Below are 12275 nucleotides of genomic sequence, written 5' to 3'. Positions count from 1 at the left end.
ACGCTTGGTTGGAAGACACCCGCAGAAGCCCTGGACGAATACTTAAAATCTGTTCAACAATCTAGTGTTGCGACGACCGGTTGAATCCGCCCTGTCTACAGCGGTCAGATCTGATGAAATCATGCGCAGGCGCACGCGACGGCATCCACGCCAGCGTGCCTGCAACGGTTGCGCGCAGCGCAAACTAGCCCGTCAGGGCGCCGCCATCGAGCCGGACCTTGAGGCGCCGCAACGCTTCTCTCGACTCGGCTTCGATCTGTTTGCGCAGCGCCGCCCAGTTGAGCAGCGAGAACAGCAACGTAGGCGCCTGGTAGGTGAAATCACGCTCGAACCGCGTGCCGGTGTCGATCGGCGTCAACGTATACGTGACAGTCCCCGCCTTCCTACCGTCGATGTCGCCGTCGATGCTCCAGAACGCCGGAGCCCGGCGCCCCGTCACCGTCCAGACGACCGTCCCTTCGCGGCCCGCTACCCTGAAGGCTTCGGTCACCTGTTCTCCGACCTGCAGCGAATGATCGGTGGCGCCACGCACTTCAAGCGACGATGGATGCCATGCCGGCCAGTTGGCCGGTGTCGACACGTACGCAAACACCTCCTCAGGCGGTCGTTGAATTGTGACCTCGCTGTGAATTCTTGTCATCGGCTGCCAGGGTAGTGGCGCAAAAAGCAGCACGGTAATCGCGCAGATTGCCACGAGGGCACGGAAAGCCGTCTTTCGAAAAGGCATGGCACGAGGCTCGCAGGAAACGGTTCCTGCCTTCACTATAGACATGGTCACCATGTCAACGAGGCGCTCGTCTCCCTGGCGGTCGTACCTCAGCCAAGGACCATGCACCGTCGGCTTCCGGTCAACAGAAGTGGTCATTGGACATCAGTAGCTGGATGGTCGACAATCGCCGAACGTGCACCGCCGATCTGGCCGAGCCTGGACCACGTTAGTTGCCCAAGAAGGGAGCGCACCATGGCGACCCTATCCCTTTCGAGCGGTACAACAATCGACGAGATTGCGGACCGCATCTATCGCATCTCCACGCCAGTCGAGATCCCTGGTGGTGGCGGATTCAACCAGTACCTGATCGACGACGACGAGCCGCTGCTCTTTCATACCGGTCTGCGCAGGCTGTTTCCGGTTGTCGGGAAAGCAGTCGAGCGGATCATGCTAATCGATCGCTTGCGCTACAGACCGTTTGCACCGATACACCCAGTTCCCGCGCAATGACCATATTAGAGTGGCCTTCGTGCGCCCACAACGCGATTCGCGCGCGCATCACATCCCGAACGGGGGCGTATGCATGGGCTTGGGATGCTCAGAACTCGTTATCCAGTTCGTCGATCTCTTCGGGCTCCTGCCGTGCCGCCTCCATCCATTCCTGGATTTCCGGCAACGCCATGATCGTATGGCAATAGGTTTCCGAGACGTCATCAAGCTTGACCTCGTAGGTGCGAAATCGGGTCACGACCGGCGCGTACATGGCATCGGCCATCGTGCGCGTGCCGAACAGATAAGGTCCGCCGTAAGCCGACAGGCATTCGCGCCAGATGGCGGTGATCCGATCGATATCGCTCTGGGCGCGCGACCAGACCTTAAAATCGGAGCGGTGGGCGCGCAGGTTCATCGGCAAGGCTGCGCGCATGGAGTTGAACCCCGAATGCATTTCGCCGCAAATCGCGCGACAGTGGGCACGGGCAATGCGGTCCGCGGGTAGAAGCCGCGCCTCCGGCCGCACTTCGTTCAGATACTCGGCAATGGCCAGGGTATCGCAGACTGTCGCACCCTCGTGCTCCAGGCGCGGGACAAGGGTCGAGGGCGAAAGCAGCAAGAGTTCCGCGCGGCTGGCCGAGTCTGTCATCGGCACCAGGATCTCCTCGAATTCCAGCCCACTGAATTTCGCCAGCAACCAGGCGCGTAGCGACCACGCGCCATAGTTCCTGCTGTTGATGGTCAGGGTTGTCTTTGACATGGCGAAATCTAAGAGATAATGGAGTGACTGAGTGACATCGACGCAACGTCATGCATATCGCTGCGTGGCTGCCGATGTGCGTTCTGTGAGTCACCCCCATGATTTACCAGGCATATCAGCTGTTGGCCGACCTGATGGCACCACTGCAGGCGGCGACCGACTCTGCAGCCGCTTCCTGCACTGCCTCGTCAGGGCTTGCGTCCCGGCGACAATTCGCGCGGGAGTGGTGCGCACTCCTGGAATGGAGCGCACTCGTGCGGCTGCGTCACGAGCGCCCGTCCTTTGGCATCCACGCGGTCCGGGTCGACGGTGGTAGCGTCGCGGTGAGCGAAGAGGTGGTGCTCGCCACGCCGTTTTGCTCCCTTCTGCATTTTAGGAGGGACGTTGCGCCTGGACAACCGCGCGTGCTGCTAATCGCGCCCCTGGCGGGCCATTTCGCCAGTTTGCTGCGCGCAACGGCAGCCACGATGCTGGCCGACCACGATGTCTATCTCACCGACTGGCGTAATGCGCGCGATATCCCTTTGTCCTGCGGGCCCTTCAGCTTTGACGACTTCGTCGCCCAGTTGATCGGCCTTCTCCGCTGGCTCGGTCCAGGAACCCATGTGGTGGCGGTCTGCCAGCCGACCGTGGCCACCCTGGCCGCCGTCGCGCTGATGTCCGAAGACCGCGATCTCGCGCTGCCGCGCAGCATGACGCTGATGGCCGGGCCGATCGATACCCGCATCAATCCGACCCGCATCAATGCACTGGCGGTGCGCACTCCACTCGCGTGGTTCGAGGCCAACCTGATCGACACCGTGCCGACTCGCTTCGACGGGGCGATGCGGCGCGTCTACCCCGGATTCGTGCAAGTGTGCGCGTTCATGTCCATGAACCTGGATCGGCATATTGCTTCGCTGAACCATGCTTACCGGTACAAGCTGGAAGACGAGACAGCCAAGGCCGAGGCGATCCGTGCCTTCTACACCGACTATTTCGCGACGATGGACCTGCCGGCCGAGTTCTATCTTGAGACCGTGGATCGGGTGTTCCAGCAGCACGCCCTGCCGCGTGGCCGCTTGACGGTGGCGGGCCGGCACGTGGATCTGAGCGCCATCCGGCACACGGCGCTGCTGACGGTCGAGGGGGAAAACGACGATATCTGCGCGGTCGGTCAGACCGAGGCGGCGCAGGAGCTGTGCAGCAAGCTGCAGTCCAATCTGAAATCCCACTATGTCCAGACTGGCGTCGGACACTACGGCGTGTTCGCCGGCCAGCGTTGGGCGACGCAGGTCTATCCGGTCCTGCGCAAGCTCATCCACGAAACGGAACAGCGCTGCGTGGAGGCCGCCCGGCCGGTGCACGGCTGATGGCCATGCGTGAGCCGGTCCGCTCTCCCCGTCCCACATCAGGGAAGCGTCAGCCCATTGCAGGCCGCTAGGCGTATTGCTGGATTTGGTCGCGGACGATGGGAAGAACTTCGGCGCTCCGCTGCAAAAGTCGGATCCTGAAACGCAGCGGCTCCTCCGTCCGGGATTCGCCCCGTCGCTGCCCCATACTTGCCGCGTGGTTGGATAATTAAGCACCGCAGAAAGGCTGCGGCAACGGCAGGAGCCGCGGGACGGGACAAGAGGCCCCACGCGGCCGAATGTAAGCGGATGTAAGATCTCTATATCAGGCGGTACGTCTGGTGACTCCCACCGATCAGCATGGCCCACCAGCGATACTGCCTTCTCCGCCAACGCGATTCGAGCGACGCTGGCAAGCGGGGGACGAGGACATGCGCGCCGCCCTTGGCCACAAGGCTTGGCTCAGGTCCCTGCCTGCCGATACGGGCTTCGTGGTCCGTAAGATGGTGTGCGACCGAGACGGCAAAGTCCGTCCCAATGCCGCCACGTCGGTGACTCGGATCGTGACGCCCCGTCCGGACAGGGGGACGCCTCTGCAACTCCACGGCATCCTGCGCTCGGCTGGCGCAATTCCGCCGCGACGCCCCGCGGCTAAGGCGCGTGAGAAGATGGCCATGAGGCCCCGCCAGCGGCGCGGCGCTTGATGTTTGGCGTTGCAGCAATGCCTGTCCGACATATAGTGAAATTCTGGCCCGTTTATGACTGCACGCTCCGCCCGCGGTGACACCTGTTGCCATAGAGAGGCGCGGCAAGTCGAGCCCGGCAGCATGCCCATCGCCGTGAGCAACACAGGGCGGATGACGTTGCCAGCCGAATCGTGTGCGCGTTCCTCCGGGAGTCTTCATGCTGTACCAGTTCGTCGAGTATCAGCGCGCGCTGCTCGCGCCATTCACCGCATGGGCGGCGAGCGCAGCAAACGCATTCGTCGATCCGGCCAGCCCCCTCGCACATGTCCCGGGCGCATCGTGCTTTGCTGCTGGCTATGAGATGCTCCACCGGCTTGGCAGAACCTGCGAGAAGCCCTCGTTTGGCATCACCGCCATCCGGCGCGACGGTCGCGTCATCCCGGTGGCTGAGCAGGTCATCGTGGAAGGGCCGTTTTGCCGCCTGCTGCGCTTCGCACCCGACACGGCCGCGCTTGGCCCTTGCACCGCTCCGACGCCAGCGGTGCTGGTCTGTGCGCCGCTGGCGGGCCATCATGCCGTCCTGCTGCGTGAAGTCGTGCAGGCCTTGCTGCCGGAGCATGTCGTGTATGTGACGGATTGGAACGATGCGCGTCGCGTGCCGGCGGCCGAGGGACCGTTCCATCTCGATGACCATGTGGCCCACCTTCAGGCCTTTATCCGTCGGATCGGGGCGGAAGCGCTGCACGTGCTGGCCATCTGCCAGGCCACTGTGCCAGCGCTGGCTGCCATTTCCCTGTTGGCGAGCGCGGGTGAAGCGACGCCCAGGAGCCTCATCCTGATGGGCGGCCCGGTCGATGCACGCCGCAGCCCGACTGCGCTCGGACGTCTGGCCGCGCGCCACTCTCTCGCGTGGTTTGAGCGTAACCTGATTTATGCGGTACCGCAGTCCTACCCCGGTGCCGGACGCAAGGTGTGCCCAAGTTTTCTGCAACTTACCGGCTTGGCGGCGGCACAGCCAGACTGTCTGGGGGAGGCTTATTGGGACTACTGGCTGGATCTCGTTCGCGGCGACGCCGAGCGTGCCGAGGAGCACCGGCGTGCCTGCGATGCCTACCACGCGGTGCTCGACATGGCGGCCGAGTTTTATCTGGACACCATCCAGATCGTGTTCCAAGAATTTCAGTTGGCGCGCGGCAGTTGGCAGGTGCGGGGCGAGGCAGTGCGGCCACAGGACATCCGTACCACCGCGCTGCTGACCATCGAGGGCGAACGGGATGAGATTTCCGGCCAGGGCCAGACCCAGGCTGCGCACGATCTGTGCCGAGGCATCGCCGCATGCGACAAGCGGCACCTCACGGCCCGCCAGTGCAGTCACTATGATCTGTTCTGCGGGCCTCGCTGGTGCACCGACGTCTACCCCCGCATCCGCGATCTGACCGGGCACGACACTTAGCATCGCCAGCCCGTGGGCAGGCGCAAGCGATCACCAGTCAAGTGTCCGAGCTTCGCGCCCCGCGCCAACGATGCGGTCGCGCGACGCGTCAATTTACGCCCGCGGCATGTCGGCCGCCTCGCCATGCCTTTCGCTGCCATATATGACGTCCCTGACGAACGGGTAGATTTGCGTCGACCAGCGTCGTCCCTTGAAGGCACCATAGTGCCAGACACCGGTCTGCACATAGTGGGACTTCAGGTGGAGCGGCAAGCCGCTGCACAGCTCGTGGGCCGCCGCCGTCTGCCCAACCGCGCAAATGTCGTCCAACTCGCCTTCGACGGTCAGCAGCGCAGTGCGCCGGGTGGCACGCGGGTCCACGCGTCTGCCGTGTACCACCAATTGCCCCAGCGGCAGCGCGTGTTGCTGGAAGACCTTGCTCAAGGTGTCCAGGTAAAATTCCGCCGGCACATCCATGGTCGCAAAATAGTCCTCGTAGAAGGTGCGGATCGTCTCCCCTTTCGCTGTATCGTCCTGTACCAGGTACTGGTAGCAATTCATCAGCGAGCCAGCATGCCGCGCAGGATTCATGGACAGAAAGGCGGTCACTTGCAGGGAGCTGGGGTAGACACGCCGCCCCGCCCCGGCAAAGCGTAGCGGGACGACGTCGATCAGATGTTGTTCGAACCACGCCAGCGGGGTGCGCACCGCCAGTTCGTCCACCCGGGTGGGACGGATACGGGTATCGTTGGGGCCGGCCATGAGCGTCATGCTGCGCGGTTGCGCCGGGTGCCCGTCCTCCGCCATCAGGGCGATCGCCGCCAGCGTAGCCACGGTCGGCTGGCAGATCGCCACCACGTGTGCGCCCGGACCGAACCAGTCGAGAAAGTCCATCAGCAGGCCGACGAAGTCATCGAAGCCGAAGGACCCGTGCGAGACCGGCACATCGCGCGCGTTGTGCCAATCGGTGAGGTAAACGTCATGATCGGGCAGCATCGTGGCGACCGTTCCCCGCAGCAGCGAGGCAAAATGCCCCGCCAGAGGGGCGACCAGCAGAACCCGCGGTTGGCTGAGCGCAAGCGCCTTCCTAGAATGCAGAAGGGAGCAGAACGGCAGGCTGCGTTCGGCCACTTCGCTAACCGCCACCGCCTCGCCCTCGACCTGCACGGTGCGGATGCCAAACGGCGGCCGCTCGTGCCGCAGGCGCACCAGTGCAAGCCATTCATAGAGCGCACAGATCTGCCTGGCACCTTCCGGCGCCGTGCAGGACGCGGCGAGCGCGCCGGTGGCCGCCTGCAACGGGCTCTCCGCAAGGCGAAACCGACTCATGATAGCTAATTACGATGGATTGTCTTGCTTGATAGCGTGACATCCCGAGGAGCTGGAAGTTCGCCATGCCAAGGGCTCTTTGACCATCAACAGCAGGAACTACGGCGCCTGCTCGCTGCGCGGCTGCGGAGCAGACGTACTGATTGCATTTGCGGTTGCTCCTTGCTGCCGAGAACGGTCACGCCTGGCGCAGACAGCCTGGCGAGTGCCCAAGGCCTCAAGGCGGAAGGCAGGTGGAACGCAATGGCAGAGATGAAGACACCACGCAGTAACGCATTTTCGAACACAGGGCTGGCTTGGTCGTCGAGCGCCCTACACTGCGCGAACGAGCAGCCAGTTCACTCGCTTGCCACACCCGGCGAGCGGCTCGACCGCCTCGTGCGTGCCGCCGTCGCCGCTGCCACCGGCGGCGTCTCACCGGCGACGCTTTGGCTGGCCGGCCTGGATTGGGCCATGCATCTGGCGGTCTCCCCGGGAAAGCAAACTGCGCTAGTGCTTCAGAGTCTGCAGCGCATGCAGGACTGGCTGACGGGTTCGCCGCCGGCCCTCGCCGCGGCCGGCGACCCGCGCTTTAGCGAAGCGGACTGGGAACGCTGGCCTTTCGGCTCGCTACGTGACACGTTCTTAGGCATGCAGTCGTTTTGGCATGAAGCCACGACGGGCCTGCAGGGAGTTTCTCCGCATCATGAAAACATCGTCAATTTTGTGGCGCGACAGTGCACCGACATGCTATCGCCGAGCAACTTCTGGTGGCTCAATCCCGAAGTGCTGCGCGCTGCCGCCGAAACAGGCGGCGCCAATTTCGTCGCGGGGGGTGGGCAATGGCTGGACGACCAGCGGGACATCCTGGCAGGCTTTGCCCCAGGCACCTCTCGTCGGCGATGCCCCCCGCCCCTACGCGTCGGCAGGGACATCGCCACGACCCCGGGCCACGTGATTTTTCGCAACGCGTTGTTCGAGTTGATTCAATACGCGCCACAGACCCCGGCCGTGTGGCGCGAGCCGGTGCTGATCGTACCCTCGTGGATCCTGAAGTATTACATCCTGGACCTTTCGCCCCACAACTCCTTGGTGCGCTATCTGGTGGCGCAGGGGCACACGGTCTTCATGATTTCCTGGTGCAACCCTGGCAAGGAAGGCCGGGACCTCGGCCTGAGTGACTACCTGGAGCGTGGGCTGTTCGCCGCGATCGAACAGGTGCGCGGGATAGTCGCCAACGTGCCCATCCATGCCGCCGGCTATTGCCTCGGCGGAACGCTGTTGGCCATTGGCGCCGAAGTCCTGGGCCGCGACGGCGGCCCCAAGGCAGCCGAGCTTAAGACGGCGACGCTGTTTGCGGCGCAGACCGACTTCAGCGAGCCAGGCGAATTGGGCCTGTTCATCGATGCGAGCGAACTCGCCTATCTGGAAGCGCTGATGTGGGAACAAGGCTATCTGGACGGCCTCCAGCTGGCAAACGCCTTTCAGCTACTGCACTCGCGCGATCTCATGTGGTCCCGGTTGGCTAGTGAATACCTGCTCGGCCAACGCGCGCAAGCCACAGACCTGATGGCCTGGAACGCGGACACCACCCGCCTGCCTTATCGACTGCATAGTGAAACGCTGGAATATCTGTACCTCAACAACCGCCTGGCCGAGGGCAAGTACTGCGTGCACGGGCGTCCGGTGGCACTTGCCGACCTGAGTCTGCCGATGTTCGTGGTCGGCACGGAACGCGATCATGTGTCGCCCTGGCCATCGGTCTATAAGCTGCACCTGCTGACGCGCGCCGAGATCAGTTTCCTGCTCAGTTCGGGCGGACACAATGCAGGCATCGTTGCCGAGCCGGGCCATGAGGGGCGCTATTATCGCTTCCGCACACGCGGCGAGGGCGCCCCCTATCTGAGTCCGGCCGAATGGTTCGCGCAGACACCGGTCTCCGACGGCTCGTGGTGGCCGTGCTGGCAACACTGGCTGGCTGCACATTCCACTGAGAAAATCTCCCCGCCCGTCCTCGCCATGCGTGTGGGAGAGGCGCCGGGCAGTTACGTGCTCGAACCTTAGGTGATGACGCAGGCCTGAGGGCGGCTCGTAGCCGTAGCGGCGGATCCCGCCGCTGGACCTGCCCGCACACTACCGGTACACCAGCACAGCAATCGTGCAGTGCGTCAGCACCTTCTGTGTCTCGCTGCCCACCAGCAGTCCCACAAGGCCACGACTTTCATGTGATGCCATGAAAATCACATCGCAGCCGTGACGGTTGGCGGCCTCGATGATCTCCTTATACGGCGCCGTCGCCGCCGCCGTATCCGTTCTGCAGGCAACCCCGGCCTGCGCGGCCGTCACGAACTGATTCAGCCTCGCCCTGGCCTCGATCGCTGCGTGTTCCTCGAACGCCTTGCGGGTCTGGTGGCCGGCGTCAGCGGATGTCAGGAAGGGATACTCATCCATGCAAGTAAACGCCGTGATCTTTGCGCCAACCGCCGTCACCCCCGAGCCGCGCCGCAGTCCGCGACCCGGCCGAAAACGCCTCATGCTTGATGATTGGTCTGTCTTACCGAAAAGTGCCATCTTGATCCAGTCCCAACTGGCGGCTATCTTGCCACGGAGATGGCGTACATGTAACCGCGGTCGTTGAAGGGAGGCCCCAATGAGTGCAGGCTTGCAGATCCCTGGCTACCTCTATGGCACGTCCGCCGTGCCAAGCTCGCCCATCACCCTGGCGGAATTCGAGCTGATGAAGAAGAGCGTGCTGTTCGGCGACGATGACGTGCTATCAGTATGAGATTGGGCGCCGGCACCATCGAATCGCGAAAAACCGGACTGACGGTGTGGCCTCGACCAGTATCGTCCCGTTCGGGGATCTGTTTTTGCTGATCTATCCCATCACGTTCTCCCTCAAGCCGTTTCTTCAGAAGAAGGGCCATACGAGCGACGAGGTGGAGAAGATGCACGCGGCGTGGGTCAAATCCTGCCTGCTCCAAGTGACGCTGTGGAGTCAGCCGTATGTCAAGGACAAAGAGTTCTATTTTCGCCAACCCGTGTCCGCTCGCCGTTTCGTCAAGCCTGCTGCTATGACCCGCAGGGCGCCCCGGCCTCGCTAACGACTGATCTTCAAGCCCCAGCGGTTGAGCTTGCCGACGTCCACGGCTTCCAGGTCGGCCACCCGCAGTTTCCAAGCGCCTTCCAGTGGTTGGCCGCGCAGGGCTTGCAAGGTCGGTGTGTCGGCAACCCGGAAGCCGCGGACGAGATTGTCCTGGGAGCCGCCGCTGCGGTTGTGCAGCACCACCTGCGTGCCGGTGGGGGAGACCAGCGTGACCGTGAGATCGCCGATGTAGGTGTGGGTGATATCCACCGACACTTGCAAATCCTGAATCTGGCCGCTTTCGGTCGTGCTGAGCGTGCGTTCGATGCCGGCTGGATTGTTGTCGGGAATCGCTGCGCCCGGTGCCTCCTGGGCTTCGACCACGGTGCCGGCTCGAGTGGTGATTTCGAGTTCCCAGCGGTGCAGGGTGCCGCGATCGGAGGTGGCCAAATCCTGCACCCACAAGACCCAGTCGCCGTCAATGGGTTCTCCGGAGAGAGCCGAGAGGGCCGGGGTCGAGGCAGCGTCGTAATCACGCCGGATGTTGTCGGCAGAGCCGCCATTGCGGTTATGTAGCACCACCTGCCGACCCGAGGGAGAAATCAAAATGAGGCGCAGGTCGCCGATGAAGGTGTGGCCAATGTCCACACTGACTTTGATGGATGCCAGGCTGCCGGTATCGCCAATTTGGATGGTATCGCGCGTGCCGTCGATGTCGTTGTCTGGGATGGAGAGAGCCGGCGCGGAGGACTCGCGCACAGTTTTCCCCGTTGCGCCCTCCAGCCGACGCAACGCCTCGGTCACCGCCTGGAACGCATTCACCCGGCCGAAGCCGAACCACTGGGAATGCCCATCGCCGTTGTAGGTGCCGAAGCGGTTGCCAAGTTGCGGATCCGGGTTGTTGTCAAGGATCTTGTCGGCTGTGGCTTGCAATATGTCCCGCACTTCCTGCGCAGTCAGGAGGGGATTGGCAGAGAGGATCAAGGCGGCCACGCCGGCCACCGTTGGGCAGGCGCTGGAGGTACCGCCGAAATCGTGCGTGTAATCGGTGCTGGAGTACCCGCTCGGTCCGACTCGGTCGCTCGTGACGATGCCTCTTCCGGCGACCGGAACGGTGACTTGGGGATAGGTGCGCGGGGCTCTGTTGTTGCTCGGCGCGCTTACGGCGATTTCCCGGCCCCAGTTGCTGTAAGCCGATTTGGTTGCCAGGCTACTGGATGCGGCCACGGCGACGACATCCTGGTGGGCGGCGAAGCCGGCCAGCCATTGCGTTGGACCGCTCGGTTGGTTGTTCGGCCAGCCGGTCTCGGTCACCGTGCCCCTGACCGGACGGTTCTCGTTCCCTGCGGCGAAGACCACCACACAGCCTTTTCCGCCGCGCCCGACGGTGGCTACCCGGTGCAGAGCGTTGCGCATGCGCATGCTCAGGCTGAAATAGCGGGCGGCCACCCCCCAACTACACGACATGACGCTGGCACCATGGTCGATGACCCAATCGCACAGGTCTTCGATGGAGGTGTCGTCGATGAACCCGCTGGTGCGGATCGGCATGAGCGCGCAGCCCGGTGCAACGCCTACCACGCCCGTACCGGTTTCTTCGGCCACCGCGACACCGCAGCAGGCCGTGCCATGGTTGTCATCCTCCAGCTCCGGCAGGGGTTCGAAGTCCTGCCCGGCGAAATCCCGCGGCGCGACGATCTTGCCCGGCCCTTGGAAATCCGCGTGATTGAGGTCACAGGAGTCATCGGCCACGGCCACGATGACGGAGCGCTCGCCGCGGGTCAGGTCCCACGCATGCACCGCGTCGATATGCGCGGCGGTCGACAGCAATGGGCCTCCGGTGTTGAAGAGATGCCATTGGTCGGGAAATAGCGTATCAGCTGGTGCATAGTGGCTTCGGGACGCAATCGCGACATTCGGCTCGCTGACTAGCACCTTGTCGTTCTCCGCGAGCCGGTTGGCGATCTTGATCGGGTTTTCGGTGGCCTGAGGTCCGACCCGGAAGACATAGGCGCGGGACACGCCGCGGAGTTCCTTCACCAGTGTCAGCCCAAGGCCGGTGGTGATTGTCTGGATTTCGTCGTCGGAAACTTCCGGCTTGAACTGCACCGTGATCTGGTCGGTGAGATACAGCTTGGCCTGGGGGTCATCGGTGGGAGCGTAGACATGGGAGGCGAACTCCACATCGCTGCCGCGGCGCACCCGCTCCATGACCGCATCGCGTTCCTCTGCGTCCACGGAAAACTCATCGAGATTCTGCCGACGCAGACGGCGACGATGAGTGGTAGGGTAATCCCTCGCGACCTTCTCTTGGGCAATGCCACGTTTCATCCGCACAGTGAAACGGTCGGGCAACTGAGCGACCGCAATTCTCTCGCCTGCCCGCCAGAGATAACGGCCCAGTTCTTCGCAGGGGTTTTCTTCAGCCATGATGCTGTCTCCTCCATCTTACCAATGCCGTAGTGTCACTCT

The 12275-nt window shown here is 63.3% G+C and carries 11 protein-coding genes; 5 read left to right on the top strand and 6 right to left on the bottom strand.

Annotated elements, in window-relative coordinates:
- Nucleotides 1-184: 184 nt before the first annotated feature.
- The 3 genes from ACW4E8_RS37060 to ACW4E8_RS37050 all read right to left on the bottom strand — a co-directional run bounded on the left by ACW4E8_RS37060 (nucleotide 185) and on the right by ACW4E8_RS37050 (nucleotide 1961).
- Entirely contained in the window at nucleotides 185-727 is a 543-nt protein-coding gene (locus tag ACW4E8_RS37060) for an SRPBCC family protein (protein ID WP_456809031.1), read from the bottom strand.
- 427 nt (nucleotides 728-1154) lie between these two features.
- Entirely contained in the window at nucleotides 1155-1268 is a 114-nt protein-coding gene (locus ACW4E8_RS37055) for a helix-turn-helix domain-containing protein (protein ID WP_456809030.1), read from the bottom strand.
- 39 nt (nucleotides 1269-1307) lie between these two features.
- Nucleotides 1308-1961 carry a glutathione S-transferase family protein gene (locus ACW4E8_RS37050; RefSeq protein WP_456809029.1) on the bottom strand — a complete coding sequence of 218 codons (654 nt, stop codon included), beginning with the start codon at nucleotides 1959-1961 and terminating at the stop codon, nucleotides 1308-1310.
- A 98-nt stretch (nucleotides 1962-2059) separates the two neighbouring features.
- Here ACW4E8_RS37050 and ACW4E8_RS37045 point away from each other — a divergent pair, with 98 nt between their 5' ends.
- Both ACW4E8_RS37045 and phaZ (ACW4E8_RS37040) read left to right on the top strand, forming a co-directional pair.
- Nucleotides 2060-3313 (top strand): polyhydroxyalkanoate depolymerase, encoded by a 1254-nt coding sequence (locus ACW4E8_RS37045; RefSeq protein WP_456809028.1) that lies wholly within the window; start codon nucleotides 2060-2062, stop codon nucleotides 3311-3313.
- Between the two features lie 882 nt (nucleotides 3314-4195).
- Nucleotides 4196-5431 (top strand): polyhydroxyalkanoate depolymerase, encoded by a 1236-nt coding sequence (gene phaZ, locus ACW4E8_RS37040; RefSeq protein ID WP_456809027.1) that lies wholly within the window; start codon nucleotides 4196-4198, stop codon nucleotides 5429-5431.
- 93 nt (nucleotides 5432-5524) lie between these two features.
- Here the strand turns inward: phaZ (ACW4E8_RS37040) and phaZ (ACW4E8_RS37035) are convergent, their stop codons facing one another.
- Nucleotides 5525-6709 (bottom strand): polyhydroxyalkanoate depolymerase, encoded by a 1185-nt coding sequence (gene phaZ, locus ACW4E8_RS37035; protein WP_456809026.1) that lies wholly within the window; start codon nucleotides 6707-6709, stop codon nucleotides 5525-5527.
- A 273-nt stretch (nucleotides 6710-6982) separates the two neighbouring features.
- On the opposite strand from phaZ (ACW4E8_RS37035), the gene ACW4E8_RS37030 reads away from it, so the two are divergent.
- A complete protein-coding gene (locus ACW4E8_RS37030; RefSeq protein WP_456809025.1) occupies nucleotides 6983-8782 on the top strand; it encodes a PHA/PHB synthase family protein in 1800 nt (599 codons plus the stop codon).
- Nucleotides 8783-8851: 69 nt separating this feature from the next.
- Here ACW4E8_RS37030 and ACW4E8_RS37025 read toward each other — a convergent pair whose 3' ends face one another.
- Complete coding sequence (locus ACW4E8_RS37025) at nucleotides 8852-9253, bottom strand: universal stress protein (RefSeq protein WP_456809033.1); 402 nt, start codon at nucleotides 9251-9253, stop codon at nucleotides 8852-8854.
- A gap of 115 nt (nucleotides 9254-9368) precedes the next feature.
- On the opposite strand from ACW4E8_RS37025, the gene ACW4E8_RS37020 reads away from it, so the two are divergent.
- Nucleotides 9369-9503, top strand: a complete 135-nt coding sequence (locus ACW4E8_RS37020) for a hypothetical protein (RefSeq protein WP_456809024.1) — start codon at nucleotides 9369-9371, stop codon at nucleotides 9501-9503.
- Nucleotides 9504-9549: 46 nt separating this feature from the next.
- Nucleotides 9550-9822 carry a protoglobin domain-containing protein gene (locus ACW4E8_RS37015; protein WP_456809023.1) on the top strand — a complete coding sequence of 91 codons (273 nt, stop codon included), beginning with the start codon at nucleotides 9550-9552 and terminating at the stop codon, nucleotides 9820-9822.
- On the opposite strand, the gene ACW4E8_RS37010 is transcribed toward ACW4E8_RS37015, so the two are convergent.
- Entirely contained in the window at nucleotides 9819-12233 is a 2415-nt protein-coding gene (locus ACW4E8_RS37010) for a proprotein convertase P-domain-containing protein (protein WP_456809022.1), read from the bottom strand. The genes ACW4E8_RS37015 and ACW4E8_RS37010 overlap by 4 nt on opposite strands.
- Between the last annotated feature and the right edge of the window lie 42 nt (nucleotides 12234-12275).

The sequence above is a fragment of the Cupriavidus sp. CP313 genome (assembly GCF_054072015.1).
Note: the sequence above shows the minus strand (reverse complement) of the source record. Positions and strands in the feature narration are given on the sequence as shown.

Bases quoted from the DNA above. Each gene is read 5' to 3' on its own strand.
- ACW4E8_RS37060 (WP_456809031.1), bottom strand. From the start codon at position 727: ATGCCTTTTCGAAAGACGGCTTTCCGTGCCCTCGTGGCAATCTGCGCG.
- ACW4E8_RS37055 (WP_456809030.1), bottom strand. From the start codon at position 1,268: ATGCGCGCGCGAATCGCGTTGTGGGCGCACGAAGGCCACTCTAATATG.
- ACW4E8_RS37050 (WP_456809029.1), bottom strand. From the start codon at position 1,961: ATGTCAAAGACAACCCTGACCATCAACAGCAGGAACTATGGCGCGTGG.
- ACW4E8_RS37045 (WP_456809028.1), top strand. From the start codon at position 2,060: ATGATTTACCAGGCATATCAGCTGTTGGCCGACCTGATGGCACCACTG.
- phaZ (WP_456809027.1), top strand. From the start codon at position 4,196: ATGCTGTACCAGTTCGTCGAGTATCAGCGCGCGCTGCTCGCGCCATTC.
- ACW4E8_RS37030 (WP_456809025.1), top strand. From the start codon at position 6,983: ATGGCAGAGATGAAGACACCACGCAGTAACGCATTTTCGAACACAGGG.
- ACW4E8_RS37025 (WP_456809033.1), bottom strand. From the start codon at position 9,253: ATGAGGCGTTTTCGGCCGGGTCGCGGACTGCGGCGCGGCTCGGGGGTG.
- ACW4E8_RS37020 (WP_456809024.1), top strand. From the start codon at position 9,369: ATGAGTGCAGGCTTGCAGATCCCTGGCTACCTCTATGGCACGTCCGCC.
- ACW4E8_RS37010 (WP_456809022.1), bottom strand. From the start codon at position 12,233: ATGGCTGAAGAAAACCCCTGCGAAGAACTGGGCCGTTATCTCTGGCGG.